The sequence below is a fragment of the Bacteroides sp. BFG-606 genome (assembly GCF_024788145.1).
Lineage (GTDB): Bacteria > Bacteroidota > Bacteroidia > Bacteroidales > Bacteroidaceae > Bacteroides > Bacteroides vicugnae.
Map to the genome: position 1 here is coordinate 6,251,321 of NZ_JANUIL010000001.1, position 14,856 is coordinate 6,266,176.

The window sequence follows — 14,856 nt, forward strand, 5'->3', positions numbered from 1 at the left end:
TTTACATTTTATTTAATATTCATCTTTAAACTTCACGACAAAAGTAAGATGCTTATTTTAACATCTATGTTCAAGCATGACACATTCTATATTTTTCATCCATATTTTCACAAAAAAGAGGTTTTGGGGTACCCATTTTCTACCTTACCACTATTATCAAGAAAATAGATGAAATAAAATCTGCCAAAGAGGAAAGAAATCACTCGTTCCAAGAGCTGTGATTTGCGCTAAGAAAAGATACCTGAACTATTACTAAAAATAAATCAAGAGAATAGAAAAGCGATGTCAAATAGCGACTGTACATTTATAGCGGGTAATATCAACTTCCGGCAACTTGCTCCCTGAAGCAATTACCTTAGCAATAAACTCGTTACATTCCTCTGCCGAAAGCTTCTTCCGGCAAAAAGCATAATATAGAAAATCAAGAGTAGTCAGAAAAGTTATACCGTTCTGCAAACAATAGTCCTTTATATCCTTCAAATTACTGCTACCCAGCACATCACGGTGGTCTCTGCAATAAATCATGCAGGCACTCTCACCGTGTCCAAACGTTTTAAGTAATTGGAAATAATCTTTCAGCGATGCTCCCGTAGGGGAGAAACGTTCTTGCGTTATCTTTGAAAAATAAGAAGTATAATTATCAATCAGGGCTTTAGTCCGGTGATCTTTGGATACTTCATTATAAACCACATCCAAAATAACATATTCGTATTCGGGAAAGATGTCCGGCAACAAAGAAAATGCTTCCGCTTTCACAAAATGGATGATAACGTCAGCATCCAGTATTATTTTCGTCTTCTTCTGTTGCATGTGTGTTTATTTTGCGGAGTAACTCCCAATAATGCCCCTCTGATATTTTTTCCTGTTCAAAAAGTGAACGGGCTTTTTCGCCAAAGTCTCCGATTACCAGTCCTTCGTTTGCCGGATCATATAATGCAGTGTCATAACCGAAACACAAAGCCGAGTGTTTCACCGGTTCATCTGCCAGCGCAAGACGTGCAGCATTGGTCAGTAAACCAACATTCAGCAATCTGTAAAGCAGTGCAGAGCGGGAAACAGAAAAGTAATGTTCCAATTTCAACACTGTTGCCAATGAGATCTTTTTTGTTTTCAATTCATTTTCCGGGATAAGTTGACAAAGTCCTGTCTCCGGCATCAGCAAAGAAGAAGCAAACATATCGGCGCTCTGTTCTACGGGGTCTTTACTTCCACTACAAGGGTTGCATTTGTGCGGAGTTGGTTTACTTTCAATATACAAGTGATAGAGTTCGTGGGCAATCGTGAAATGTTGCCTGCCTCTTGAATGGGAAGAATTCACGAGCATGAACCGATGTCCGGAACCGTCTTTGAGGCACATTCCCGAAAAGTTATCGGAAAGAGGGCGGAAAATGGTCAATACATTCAATTTCAGCAACAGACTTTTCAGATTAATGGCTTCCGAAGCACTCAATCCGTTATCCGCGCGAAATTCCGCCACTTGTCTTTCTATGATGAATTTATTTGGAGCCATTTCCAATCCGTTCCATTTTAAGGTAAGACTTCACGAGATCTTTAAAATGGGCTATTTCTTTCAAATCCCCTTCTTCAACATCGGAGATACGAAAAGCAGTAGCCAGAATCTCATTGTCGGCTTCTACATTATCTTCAAACAGAAGAAACGCTTCACAGCCAAACAAATCAGCAATCTTCTCTAACAAATGAAAAGGCACTTCACGAACACCGCTTTCATAGTTACTATAAGCCGACCGCTCCACACCGATAGATTTCGCTACCTGCTCCTGCGTAAAACCGGATAATTCTCTGGTTTTCTTCAAGTTCTCTCCGACAATCTGATTCATGGTTTTCATTAGTCACCTCCTTTATTCTGTGGCAAAAGTAATTCTAAAATAAATAATAAACAAGTTTTGCCACAGATAAGTTTAATCTTCCGCCATTTACTTTTTCTCACATAGCACTCAATCATGACTCAATCGTTTCAACGTCTTTTTATGGTTCACGCTTGGACAGCTATTACATTACCTGCTCTCTATCTTTGCCCCATAATCAAATCATTAAAACGAATCAAAATGACTGAAACTGAAAAAAATCATTCCTTCCAACGAGTACAGCTAATGAAGCAAGCTGCCGTCATCCGGCAAAACAACGGTATGAACCGGCACGATGCACTCGTCACGGCTCACCGGATAGGAGCTCTCATCCGGCAGATGCATCACGGAAATGTCTGTTTCCGCTACACCAAACAGGATGGAACCATCCGACACGCCACCGGTACCCTCACCGGATATGAACATAGTTTCCACCGTCCGTATCTACCCAAACCGGAAAATACGTTCGTTGTCTACTATGACATCGAAGCCAAAGGCTGGCGCACCTTTCACGCTGAAAATTTTCTGGATATCGAAACGAACAGGCAAGACAGCAACAAGTAAAAATGAATCTGCAAAAGAATGGAATGAACGGACAGGAACGAAAAGAATGGGAGGCGCTTTGCAGGCAGTATAACGTAGATTCGCTATATGAGGCTATTCAAGGCTGCCGGGAAGAACTGGAGTTTCTGATTCATTGTGCCGAACGGCTCGAACCTCATACGGAGGAGGAGGAAGAAACGCCGTTTAACACATACAGACCACAGCGTTTCTCCGTACCAGAAAACGCCGTTTAACAGATGGAGGAAACGCCGTTTCTCCCCGCATGATTCAGAAAAACGATTATTTTTTAACAGAGTATAATTTTATTAACATTATCAATATCAAGTATGGAAAATTGGAGATTTATTGAAGAAAACCCCGACTATATGATTTCAGATCACGGACGGGTATTGAGTTTCAAGGGCAGATCAAAGTTGATCCTTTGTGCCAAAATCATGGGGACCGGTTACGAAACTGTCATACTGCCGAATAAAGGTGTTTGTATCGAATACAAAATTCATCGTTTGGTTGCCAAAGCATTCATCCTCAACCCGGAGCAGCTGCCACAGATTAACCACCTCGACGGCAATACGATGAACAACCACGTGTCAAACCTCGAATGGTGCGATGCATACACCAATATGATGCACGCCATCCGGACGGGATTACGACGTACGGGAGTGGGATCTCATCAAACACCTTTCGCCGTTACGGATGCAACGGGGAAAGTATTGCGTGCCTACCCGTCTATGAAAGAAATGGTCAGAGAGGAACGTCTGAAGCCTGCGCACCGAAACTGGCTTATCCTCCAACTAAAGCATCCGGACCGCGTGAAACAACATGCCTTGCGTGTGCAACATCATCGGGGAGATGCTTTTATCATGGTTCAGACAAGGCCTGATCTGATTACAGTGCTTAATCGGCCCACCATACCTAATCAAACAACAACGCCGCCGATGGATGCTCCCTTCTCTCCGGTGCTCCATTCAGTAACAAAGCAATATTACCGCCAACTGTCCAAAGAGGAGGCTATTGCGTTCGGAGTTATCTCACCTGCCGTCTGCAAACAGGAAAGGAGGATTCTGCCATGAAAGACACGATCATCATCCACTGTTCCGCCACTCGTGCGGGACAGGATTTTACCGCTATCGACATCGACCGCTGGCATCGTCAACGTGGTTTCCGTTCTATCGGTTATCATTTCGTCATCCGTCTCGACGGTACGATTGAACCGGGAAGAGATGTTGCTCTCGATGGAGCGCATTGCACGGGTTGGAACCATCGGTCTATCGGTATCTGCTACATTGGCGGATTGGACAGGAACGGCCGGCCTGCCGACACACGAACGGAAGCGCAACGTGAAGCGCTCGTCCGGCTGGTAGAAGATTTGCGCCTTGTCTTCCCTTCTCTGAAGCAGGTGATAGGGCATCGGGACACCAGTCCTGACCTCAACGGAGACGGCATTATCTCACCTGACGAGTATATAAAATCCTGCCCCTGCTTCGATGTAAAAGCAGAATTTATTCAGTAATAATCAACCATTTACAACCAGCATTTTATCATCATGGCCCGTATTTCCAAACCCGGATTAGATTATTTCCCCCTCGATGTCAATTTTCTGCAGGACAGAAAAGTACGCCGCATCTCCTGTCGCCACCACGCGGCAGGGATTGCCGCACTCACTTCGCTGCTCTGCCTCATCTATAAAGAAAAAGGTTATTATATTTTGTGGAACAAAGACACTCTTTTCGACATCGCCCAGGAAGCGTGTTGCGGGGAGGAGGAAATGCAGGCCATCATTGATGATTGCCTGGCAGTGGGGCTGTTCGATGATCTTATATATAAGGAGTATGGCGTACTGACTTCACAAGCGATTCAGGAACAATATCATAAAATCATCACCGACAGCCGGAGAAAATATAAATTGCCCCTGGAACATTTCTGGATTATCAAGGAGGAGAGTAGTGAAATAGAACCGGAAAATACGGATGACTCCGGCAAAGATGTTACAAAACCCCATGAATTTGCTACAACAATGCCACAAACAAAAGAAGAAACGGATACAGATATCAAAGGTAAACAGGAAAGGAATATGGAAAATGAAATCAAATCTGAAATAAAAAAAGACATAGAGACAGAGAGGGAAGGAAAAGACGGAAAGGAGAATGAGAGGAGCATGCCGCCCGTTCCGTCAAACAGCGTTTTTCAGGCTTCGCCTGTCGTTGTAGAGGGTTTGTCTTTGGATAAATCGATTGGAAAAGAAACGGTTTCGGAAGGGATGCAAGCGGGAGGAGGCTCGGAAGCTATACTTCTACTTAATATGCAAACTATCGGCATCCGGAACGAACAGACCGTAAAAGCGATTGTCGCCCTTGCCCGACGTAAAGAATTGGGAGGCCCCGGCGGTATTTTATGGAAAATTCTCAGTTCCCAATACCGCCCTACCCTACTCAAAAAGAATGAACCGGGTGATTACATTCTTTGGGCACTCAATCATCCGACGGAATTTGAAAACACCTACAACGGGACACTGAAAAAGCTAATCAGGGGAAGATAAAGCGGAAAAGTCTGCCTATAATTTTTATTTTTACTGCAAAAGGGATGGAAAACCAAGAATTATCGTACCTTTGTAGTACGAAGAAAAAGCCTCTTTTTTATGTATAAAGAGAAACGTCTCTTTGCAAAACATAAAAAGAAGCGACCCAAAACAATGAGTAAATTTATCAATCCGTTCACCGACTACGGATTCAAACTAATATTCGGCAGAGAAGTGTCTAAGGATTTATTAATCGAATTTCTGAACGACCTGCTCGAAGGTGAACGAGTGATAACGGACTTACAGTTTTTGAATAATGAGCAATTGCCGCTCTATCCGGAAGGACGAGGTATTATCTATGATGTATATTGCACCACGGACACAGGCGAAAGAATCATCGTTGAAATGCAGAACCGTATGCAAAGCAACTTCAAAGAACGCTCGATTTATTATTTATCGCGTGCCATCGTCAATCAAGGAAGGGTAGGCAATGAATGGAAGTTTGAAATAAAAGCCGTATACGGAGTTTTCTTGATGAATTTCATTATCGACAAGAACATAAAACTCCGCACGGATGTTATTCTAAGTGACAGGGAAACAGGAGAACTCTTCTCGGATAAATTCCGGGAAATCTTTATCGCCCTCCCTCTCTTCAACAAAAACGAAGAGGAATGCGAAACGAATTTTGAACGTTGGATTTATATATTAAATAATATGGAAACTTTAAAACGCATGCCGTTCAAGGCACGAAAAGCTGTCTTCGAGAAATTGGAAGATATCGCTGATGTGGCTTCTATGTCTCCGGAAGACAGGGAGCGATACGACAATAGCGTCAAAGTGTACCGAGATTATTTGGTGACAATGGATGCAGCTGAACAAAAAGGAATAAAAGAAGGTGCACAAGAAACCCAGTTGAAAATAGCCCGGAACATGAAAGCCAAAGGGATAGACAACCAATCTATCGCCGAATGTACCGATTTACCTTTAAGCATAATCGAAGAATTATAAAGTAATCGGATTCATAAAGGCACTATTTACCAACCAACCGTTTACGAACGAAGAAAATAAAAGAGGTGAGCTCCCTTTACAGGGTAGCCCACCTCTTTCTCTTCATACACAAACATTCAAATTATCAGGTTTCAGGTGTTCGTCAATATAACGGATGCCGTCCATCTTAAAAAGCCCCCGCAGAAGCGTATAGTTCAACATACGCTGCACCAGGTACGGAGTACCTTGCAAACTGCTCTGGTAGATGACCTCCTGCAAATCCGGTGCAAAGCGGTCGGGATCGACTCCGGGAAGCAGATAACCGCAAATCCTGCAATGCGTCAAGACATCAATCAACTGCTGCAACCAGAAAGCCTCCTCCCGCTCGAAAGCAGCACGGTATTCCCTGTCGGCGGCAATATCGAGCAACAACTTTTTTCCCAACGAATGAAGCAGGGTGAGATAGCCGTCCACTGTGATGAAAAGCGCCTCCATACACGAGCTGTCCATCCGTATCTGTTGTTGCTCGATCCGGCTTCTGATTCCTTTGGCAAAATCAGAAAGACAGATACGGAACAGGCTCGTTTTGCTAGGAAAGAGCTTGTAAAGCGTCCGCTTCGACATCTTCATTCCCCTGGCTATATCATCCATCGTCAACCCGTCGGCACCATGCAGGTACATTTCCCGTTTGGTGTAGTCGAGTATCCGGCAACGCAGTGTTTCTGGATTCATACATACCTCCCTACATACGGCCGCCACCCAATGCCTGATACAAAGTGATCACGCCCTGAATTTCGGTAAAGCGGTTCGCCACTTGCGACAGTTGCGCATTGAGCAATGTCTGTTGGGCGGTCAGTACTTCCAGATAAGTGGTGTTGCCATGTTTCATCAAGAGGCTTGTGCTCTTGGCTGCCGTTTGCAGGGAAGCCACCTGTTTGTTGTAGTAGTCGGCTTTCTCGCGGGCAGTCTGGTACTGCACCAGTGCCTCGTTCACTTCCACGCCGGCATTCAGCAAGGCCTGTTCGAAACTAAGGCGGGCTTCCTCCTGTTGGGCTTTCGCTATTTTCAGTTGGGCGATATTCACTCCTTTATTAAACAAAGGCTGCGTCAGGGAAGCCACGGCAGAGGCCAGAAACTTACCCGGGTTGACAATCATGCTCCCGCCACTGTTGGTCCATCCTGCACTGCCGCTCAACGTGATGGAAGGATAGAAAGCGGCACGGGCGGCATTCGTTGTATAGAAAGCCTGTGCCAACGAAAATTCTGCGCTACGCACATCAGGACGGTTGGCAAGCATCTGCAAGGGAACACCCACGGAGAAGTTTTCCGGCAACTGCTGATTTCCCAGTTTGCCGCGCTGTATTTTGTGGGGAGTTTCTGCCAGTAAAAGTGCCAGTGAGTTTTCCGCCTGATTGATTTGCTCTTTCAGGTCGAGCACGGTGGTACATATATTGAAGTAGGTAGCCTCCGTCTGCGCCAGTCCCGCTTCATTCACCATCCCGGCCTTTTTCATGGCACGGGTGGCATTCACACTTTCTTTCCAGGCAGCTTCGGTAGCCACAGCTATCTCATACTGCGAATCGAGCATCAACAACGTGTAATACGTGTTGGCAACAGATGCTACCAACTGCGTCTTGACAGCCTGTTCATATTCCTTGCTCTGTTCGTAGGCAGCTTTCGCGCGACGCTTCGCTGTTGTCACCTTTCCAAAAATATCCAGTTCCCACGAAGCAGTCACGGGCAGCGAATAAGTTTGTGTAGCCTTTCCACGGTCGAAGCTGCTGGCAGCTCCTTCCGGCGAAAGAAACAAAGAAGGCAGATAAGACAGTTTGGACGTCAGCAGCGTGGCTTCCGCTTCTTTCACACGCAAATGGGCAGTCTGCATATCGGTGTTGCGCAAGAGTGCCGAGTCCACCAAATTCTGCAGATAAGGGTCGGTAAAGACCTCCCGCCACGAGAGGTTGCCGAAGTTTGCCGTATCGGCGGCAGCAACGGACCCGCTGCCGTAAAGTCCTTCGGGAACTTCCGATACCGGTTTGTATTTATTGTAGATACCGCAACTGCTCAATATAAGCGTTGCTGCGGACAGAATGATTATTTTTCTCATTGGTTCTTATTTTAATTCAGGAACGGATTATTTCGGTTTTATTTTAATTAGGCACGGATAATGCGTTCTTATTTTAATTAGGCACGGATTACGCGGATTACACGGTTTTAAAAGATTGCGCAGCCAAAACTGTGTAATCCGTGTAATCCGTGCCTAAAAAACTTTAATCATCAATTATTCTTTTCCAGCTTTAGATTTTTCTTCCTCGCTCACTTTGATTTCTTCTTCAATCTGCCAGTCATGCGTCGGCCTGCTCTGCACGGGACGCAAACGTTCCTGCAACCACTGGAAAGCGATAAACAAAGTAGGCACGATGAAGAGCAACGCCAGTGTACCGATGGTCATACCGCCTACTACACCCGTACCCAATGAACGGTTACCGTTGGCTCCTACTCCACTTGACATCATCAGCGGGAACAGACCGAAAATCATCGTCAACGCCGTCATCAAAATCGGACGCAGACGGGCTTTAGCCGCACTGACCGCAGAAGCAATCAGCCCCATGCCTGCTTTACGACGTTCAGCAGCATATTCCGTCAGCAAAATAGCCGTCTTCGCCAGCAGACCGATCAACATAATCAAACCTGTCTGCAGATAAATATTATTCTCCAGTCCGAACATCCGGGCGAAAAGGAAGCTACCCATCAATCCGCAAGGCACACTCAAAAGAACAGCGAACGGAATAATGAAGCTCTCGTAGAGCGCACTCAAAATAAGGTAAATCATCAGGAAGCAGATACCGAAGATAATCACTGTCGTACCGCTTTGCTGGTTTTCCTCACGGGTGATACCTCCGTAATCATAGCCGTAACCTTTCGGAAGAGACTGTTCGGCAGTTTCCTGCACAGCCTTGATGGCGTCTCCCGTACTATATCCGTCGGCCGGCATCGCATTTACCGCAATGGAGTTGTACATATTGAAACGGCTCAATGATTCCGCACCGTAGCTACGGGTCAGCGTAACGAACTGGCTCAACGGCGCCATCTCTCCATTCGACATACGCACAAAAGCATTATCGAGCGAAGTTTCGTCCAAGCGGAACACCGGATCGGCCTGAATCATGACACGGTACACTTTAGAGAAGCGGTTGAAATTGGACACATACTGCCCACCGTAATAACCGGACAGCGTACTCAACACAGCGTCGGGCGTGATACCTGCACGCTTACATTTAGCTGCATCCACCTCTACCGTCCACTGCGGATAGCGCACATCGAATGTCGAATAAGCCATCGAGATTTCAGGCCGCTGATTCAAGGCTCCCAAATATTGTTGGGTAGTGGTGAAGAACTCTTTCACATCACCGCCCATCTTATCCTGCATATGAAGTTCGAGTGCATTACCCATACCGTATCCCGGAATCATACCCGGAGAGATGGCGAACACACTGGCATCCTTTATATCAGCCGTACGCGCATATACCTGACCGATCACCGACTGCACATTGTCCTCATCCTCCGGACGTTCGTCCCACGGTTTCAATTTGAGAATCAACATACCGAACGAACTACCCTGTCCTGCCAACAATCCGTAACCCGCCACTTTCTGCACGTGTTTCAGTTGAGGTATTTCCATCAAGCGTTTTTCAATACGCCCCATCACTTCATTCGTTGTTGCCAGCGAACTGCCTGCCGCCGTACTCACATTAACAAAAACAACCCCTTGATCCTCGTCGGGTACCAGACTGGTCTTTGTGGTATTCATCAGGAACACAAGCAACACTACGGAACAAGCCAGCAAAGACCATGTCAGCCATCTGCGCTTGATAAAGAACAATACAATCGTCTTATATTTATCCACCATCACATCGAAAGACGAATTGAAAGCCTTACGGAAACGTGCCGCAAAGTTGTTCTTCTGCGTTCCGTCTTCATTAATATAAGGTTTCAGCAGCAGTGCACACAAAGCCGGACTCAAAGTCAACGCATTGACTGCGGAAATACCCACCGCAACCGCCATCGTCAGACCGAACTGCGTATAGAACGTACCGGAAGTGCCGCCCATGAAGGACACCGGAATAAACACCGCCATAAACACCAGCGAAGAGGTGACAACGGCATTACTGATTCCTTTCATAGCGTCGATACTTGCCATATACGATGACCTATAGCCCACATCGAACCGCGCCTGCACCGCCTCGACGACAATAATGGCATCATCCACCACCGTACCGATAACGAGCACCAACGCAAACAAAGTCAATAGGTTGATACTGAATCCGGCTATCGCCATGAAAGCAAACGTGCCCACCAGCGAAACTACAATTCCAACCAGCGGAATCAACGTAGAACGGAAGTCCTGCAAAAAGACGTACACCACAAGGATAACCAATATGATAGCCTCAATCAATGTCTTCACTACCTCATGAATGGAAGCGAACAGGAAGTCGTTGGAGCTCATCATCTGCGTCAGTTCCACTCCTTTCGGAAGCTCCTTGCGCGCCTCGTCGAGAAATTTGTCAATGTTCCGGTTTACTTCGGTCGCATTGGAACCCGCAGTCTGGAACACCATGCAGGATATACCCGGATGACCATCCATACCACCATGGTAAGCATAGCTGTCCTGTCCCAGTTGTATATCGGCAATATCCTTCAGTTTCAAAACCTCACCATTATCGGTAGAACGGATAACGATATCCCCGAATTCTTCAGGAGTAATCAAACGTCCCTTGTATTTCATCGTATACTGATACGTTTCATTGGAGTTCTCACCGAACGAACCGGTAGCCGATTCGATATTCTGCTCGGCAAGCACACCGGTAATATCAGACGGAATCAGTTTATACTGCGCCATCACATCCGGCTTCATCCAAACACGCATACTATATTCACCGCCCATAATCATCATATCGCCCACACCGGAGATACGAAGGATTTGAGGTTTCAGGTTGATGCTGATATAGTTGGACAGGAAGTTCTCGTCGTAACTCTCGTCCGGACTGGACAGGGAGAACATCTGCAAAATACTCGTCTGACGCTTGGAAGTGGTCACACCGACTTGGGTTACCTCCGCCGGAAGCTGCCCCGTAGCGCGCGATACACGGTTCTGCACATTGACAGCCGCCATATCGGGGTCTGTGCCCTGCTTAAAATAGACGGTGATGCTCACCGAACCGGCATTGGTGGCGGAAGAAGTCATGTAGGTCATGTCTTCCACTCCGTTGATCGCCTCTTCCAAAGGCGCAATAACACTCTTCTGCAATGTTTCCGCACTGGCGCCATAATAGGTGGTACTCACCATAATGGTAGGCGGAGCAATATCAGGATACTGCTCAACGGGCAGAGTGAACAGCCCGATGATACCCACTACGACAATCGTGATAGAGATGACTGCCGATAATACGGGGCGTTCTATAAAGGTTCTTAAATTCATGAATGATTCCTCCTTGGTTTAATTTTCAGTAGTAGTTACCGGAGATGATGGAAGCCTGGTCTGCTTGTGCTGCATCTGCCTGTGCTGCATCTGCTTGTGCTGCCGAAGCTGATGATGCCGTCTTTGCCTTGATAGGAGTGCCTTCACGAAGTAAACCTACTCCTTCTGCTACAATCACATCTCCCGGCGCCAACCCTTCATCTACAATAAATTCACGGCCGCCATTGATGCGGGTCACTTGTACCTGACTCGATTGCGCCTTGCCGTCCACTACTTTATACACATATCTCTTATCTTGTATTTCGAAAGTGGCAGCCTGTGGAATGGTCAGTGCACCTGTTTTTTGAACAGGAACAATCACGTTCCCCGCACCACCGCTATGCAATAACCCTTCCTTGTTCGGGAAAACTGCACGTAGGCTGACCGTACCCGTCGAACGGTCGATCACTCCACTGATAGATTCAATCTGTCCCCGTTCGGAATAGGCTGATTTATCATTCAGTTGCAGGTCGATAGCAGGCATATTTTTCAGTGCTTCCTCTTTAGAACCATATTGACGGATCAGTCCCAGTAATTGGTTTTCCGTCATGGAGAAGTAGACGTACATATCCGAATTGTCGGAAACGGTAGTCAACGGCTGGGCAAGAGCGGAACTTACCAAAGCTCCTACACGGTAAGGCAACGTGCCTACCACTCCGTCGGCCGGACTTTTCACAACCGTATAAGAAAGATTATTGCGGGCGCTCACTTCCTGCGCCTTGGCCTGTGCCAACTGTGCTTTGGCAGCCAACAGGGAGTTTTTTGCCGTACTCAAATCGAAAGAGGAAACTACATTCTCTTTATACAGTTCCTCTTTACTGTCATACGTCAGTTGCGCCGTAGCCAGAGAGGCTTTGGCTGATTCAACGTTTGCCACTGCCGTCTGCAAAGCAGCTTCATACGGCACTTGGTCGATGATGAACAATGTCTGTCCGTTCTTTACGCGCTGGCCTTCCGTCACGCAGACTTTAGTCAGCGTACCACTTACCTGGGGATAAATATCAATATCCTGACGTCCGCGGATGGTCGCCGAGTAGGTGCTCGAAATCATCCGGTCGACCGGAGAAACGGTCATCACTTCGTATTCTGTTTCCATTTGTGCCGGAGGAGCTTGTTTACAGCCTGTAGCAACTACCACACAGCAGAGCAACAATAGCCCTTGCTTCACTTTACATACCTTTTTACTCATTTTCTGTTACCTATTAAATATTTTTGAACGCGGCAAAGGTAGACTGTTTTCTTCATTGAAAACTGGACATAGTGTATTCAGTTTTGTTCATTTTTGGAACATTAAAACCGATATTTAGTGAAAAAGTCCTATTTTTGTACCCAAAATAAGAAGAACAATGGAACAAAAAAACTCTAACCTAGCCATCCTCCGTGAACCGTTCGTTGCCGGAATGGACGAAAACCTGTCGCCAATTATGCATCGCCTGTGGAAACTGGAAGGGGGTGCCATCTATTTTTGCAGAAGCGGGTGGGCCCATGTCACGATCGACTTGAAGGACTATGAAATAGTAGAAAATACTCAAATCGTGCTTTTGCCGGGAACGATTATCCGTATCAACGGCAGCAGCAGCGATTTCACTGCTTCTTTCTTCGGATTTCCCAAAGAAATGTTTCGCGAAGCCTGCCTGCGGTTCGAACCGATTTTCTTCCGGTTCATGAAAGAAAAACCATGCTATAAACTACCGGAAGAAAATACCGGAGCCATCAACAGCTTGATACATGCCGCAATGGTCATATACAACGACCGTGAAAACCGCTTCCGTAACCAGATTGCCAAAAATCACCTCCAATCGTTTATGCTGAATATCTATGATAAGTGCTACCGCCACTTCGACCGTCAGGAAATTGAAGGAGGAAGCCGGCAGGATGAAATCTTCAAGAATTTCATCGCACTGGTACACGAAAACTGCATTTCTCAACGAGAAGTGACTTTCTATGCCAACAAACTGTGCATCTCCACCAAATACCTGACAGGTATCTGCAAAAGCGTGACGCGCGACTCCGCCAAAAAGATTATTGACGACTTTGCCATCCTCGAAATCAAAGTATTGCTCCAATCCACCGAACTGACCATTCAGGAGATAGCCGACCAACTTGGTTTTCCCGACCAGTCGTATTTGGGGAGGTACTTCAAGCGGCACGAGGGGATGTCGCCGAAGGAATATCAGAGTAAGTATTCTATGTAATAAAAAAACAAAAATAGCACAGATAGGCGAGCGTGGTGTATTTTTTCTGCCTATACACCACCGCGCCTGAATTACTCTGTACTTTCATTGTCCTGTAATCCCTGATAAAGCCTACTTTCCAGTTCTTCGATGGAAGGCAATCCAGATTTTATATCTTGAGGGATTGATTTACCCAACTCATAATCAGAAATACCTATTGGTTTGTGCACGTCACGTAAAGCATATTCAGCCATAATACGATCTTTGTTCTGGCAAAGAAGTAAACCAATCGTCTGATTATCCCCTTCCCGACAAAGAATATCATCTACAGCGGAACAATAGAAATTCAGTTTGCCGATATATTCGGGCTGAAAGTCACCTTTTTTTAACTCCACGACTAAATATCTGTGCATAAACACATTGTACATAAGGATGTCAATATAGAAATCATTGCCGGACACTTCGATGTGATATTGTCTACCCATGAAGGCGAAGCCTGCTCCCATTTCGAGAAGGAACTTTTCAATATGTTTAACCAACCCTAACTCTACATCTCTTTCGTTGTATTCGTCAGTGAAAGTCAGCATATCAAAGATATAGGGGTCTTTTAAGGTTTCTTTTACCTGCTTGGCTTGTATTTCAGGAAGAGTGGTATCGAAGTTGTTTGCCAATGCTCCGTAGGTATGGTAGTAGTCCTGATTGATCGCTTCGATTAAGAAATTACGACTCCAGCCACTCTTTAAACATTGAATCATATACCAATAGCGAGCTTTCAGGTCCTTTACCCGTTGTATTAAAATGATGTTGTGTGACCAGCTTAATTGCTTTATCGGCAATACTATGGAAGCTGCCTGCAAATGCGCAACCGCTGGTTGCGCATTTGTAAGTTGCTGATTATATTCATTATAGAATTGAATCATCACCTGACAGTTTCTTTTTGAGAAGCCCTTCACTTTCGGATAATCATTCTTCAGGTCATTGGCAAGCTGTTCAAGCGCATTGTTTCCCCAGCCTATCTGTTTCTGGCTTTCACAAAGAAGTTTGCCGATGTCCCAATACATAGAAAGCATTTCTTCATTAGCAGAGTAAATCGCTTTTTTTTGTGCGAGTGCCACCCGTGCCTTGACTTGTTTAAGCAAAGTAGCGTAGTTAAATATACTATTCTGAATTTCCATTAATTATTTTTCATTTTAGATTAAAGACATTATAGGTTATTCCTACCCAAACATCATT

15 protein-coding genes are annotated in these 14,856 nt (G+C 45.6%); 7 read left to right on the forward strand and 8 right to left on the reverse strand.

Annotated features, from left to right (window positions below; genetic code table 11):
- Positions 1–285 precede the first annotated feature (285 nt).
- The 3 genes from NXV01_RS24235 to NXV01_RS24245 are packed head-to-tail and all read right to left on the reverse strand — an operon-like array spanning position 286 to position 1,847.
- Positions 286–810, reverse strand: a complete 525-nt coding sequence (locus NXV01_RS24235) for a hypothetical protein (RefSeq protein ID WP_234133010.1) — start codon at positions 808–810, stop codon at positions 286–288.
- On the reverse strand, positions 773–1,510 hold the full coding sequence (locus tag NXV01_RS24240; protein ID WP_004321738.1) for an ImmA/IrrE family metallo-endopeptidase: 738 nt from the start codon (positions 1,508–1,510) through the stop codon (positions 773–775). The genes NXV01_RS24235 and NXV01_RS24240 overlap by 38 nt, the downstream gene beginning before the upstream one ends.
- The gene (locus NXV01_RS24245) at positions 1,497–1,847 is read right to left on the reverse strand and encodes a helix-turn-helix domain-containing protein (RefSeq protein WP_004321740.1); all 351 of its coding nucleotides are present in this window, start codon (positions 1,845–1,847) and stop codon (positions 1,497–1,499) included. Before NXV01_RS24245 ends, NXV01_RS24240 begins: the two co-directional genes overlap by 14 nt.
- Positions 1,848–2,066: 219 nt before the next feature.
- On the opposite strand from NXV01_RS24245, the gene NXV01_RS24250 reads away from it, so the two are divergent.
- The 6 genes from NXV01_RS24250 to NXV01_RS24275 all read left to right on the forward strand — a co-directional run bounded on the left by NXV01_RS24250 (position 2,067) and on the right by NXV01_RS24275 (position 5,952).
- The gene (locus NXV01_RS24250; protein ID WP_148365069.1) at positions 2,067–2,429 is read left to right on the forward strand and encodes an SH3 beta-barrel fold-containing protein; all 363 of its coding nucleotides are present in this window, start codon (positions 2,067–2,069) and stop codon (positions 2,427–2,429) included.
- Between the two features lie 2 nt (positions 2,430–2,431).
- Positions 2,432–2,662 (forward strand): hypothetical protein, encoded by a 231-nt coding sequence (locus NXV01_RS24255; protein WP_148365070.1) that lies wholly within the window; start codon positions 2,432–2,434, stop codon positions 2,660–2,662.
- A gap of 93 nt (positions 2,663–2,755) precedes the next feature.
- Positions 2,756–3,499 (forward strand): NUMOD4 motif-containing HNH endonuclease, encoded by a 744-nt coding sequence (locus tag NXV01_RS24260; RefSeq protein ID WP_259023327.1) that lies wholly within the window; start codon positions 2,756–2,758, stop codon positions 3,497–3,499.
- Entirely contained in the window at positions 3,496–3,939 is a 444-nt protein-coding gene (locus NXV01_RS24265; RefSeq protein ID WP_117935304.1) for an N-acetylmuramoyl-L-alanine amidase, read from the forward strand. Before NXV01_RS24260 ends, NXV01_RS24265 begins: the two co-directional genes overlap by 4 nt.
- 33 nt (positions 3,940–3,972) lie before the next feature.
- Entirely contained in the window at positions 3,973–4,965 is a 993-nt protein-coding gene (locus tag NXV01_RS24270) for a DUF4373 domain-containing protein (RefSeq protein WP_259023328.1), read from the forward strand.
- Positions 4,966–5,064: 99 nt separating this feature from the next.
- The gene (locus tag NXV01_RS24275; protein ID WP_259023329.1) at positions 5,065–5,952 is read left to right on the forward strand and encodes an Rpn family recombination-promoting nuclease/putative transposase; all 888 of its coding nucleotides are present in this window, start codon (positions 5,065–5,067) and stop codon (positions 5,950–5,952) included.
- 102 nt (positions 5,953–6,054) lie between these two features.
- Here NXV01_RS24275 and NXV01_RS24280 read toward each other — a convergent pair whose 3' ends face one another.
- From NXV01_RS24280 to NXV01_RS24295, 4 genes are all read right to left on the reverse strand, one after another.
- Positions 6,055–6,663: a TetR/AcrR family transcriptional regulator gene (locus NXV01_RS24280; RefSeq protein WP_148365074.1), complete on the reverse strand. Its 609-nt coding sequence runs from the start codon at positions 6,661–6,663 to the stop codon at positions 6,055–6,057.
- A gap of 10 nt (positions 6,664–6,673) precedes the next feature.
- The gene (locus NXV01_RS24285) at positions 6,674–8,038 is read right to left on the reverse strand and encodes a TolC family protein (protein ID WP_148365075.1); all 1,365 of its coding nucleotides are present in this window, start codon (positions 8,036–8,038) and stop codon (positions 6,674–6,676) included.
- 174 nt (positions 8,039–8,212) lie between these two features.
- Entirely contained in the window at positions 8,213–11,410 is a 3,198-nt protein-coding gene (locus NXV01_RS24290; RefSeq protein ID WP_259023330.1) for an efflux RND transporter permease subunit, read from the reverse strand.
- A 25-nt stretch (positions 11,411–11,435) separates the two neighbouring features.
- The gene (locus NXV01_RS24295; RefSeq protein ID WP_259023331.1) at positions 11,436–12,638 is read right to left on the reverse strand and encodes an efflux RND transporter periplasmic adaptor subunit; all 1,203 of its coding nucleotides are present in this window, start codon (positions 12,636–12,638) and stop codon (positions 11,436–11,438) included.
- Positions 12,639–12,795: 157 nt separating this feature from the next.
- Between NXV01_RS24295 and NXV01_RS24300 the strand changes: the two genes are divergently transcribed.
- Positions 12,796–13,644 (forward strand): AraC family transcriptional regulator, encoded by an 849-nt coding sequence (locus NXV01_RS24300; RefSeq protein ID WP_148365078.1) that lies wholly within the window; start codon positions 12,796–12,798, stop codon positions 13,642–13,644.
- A gap of 71 nt (positions 13,645–13,715) precedes the next feature.
- Here NXV01_RS24300 and NXV01_RS24305 read toward each other — a convergent pair whose 3' ends face one another.
- Entirely contained in the window at positions 13,716–14,798 is a 1,083-nt protein-coding gene (locus tag NXV01_RS24305) for a YhcG family protein (RefSeq protein WP_148365079.1), read from the reverse strand.
- Positions 14,799–14,856: the final 58 nt, after the last annotated feature.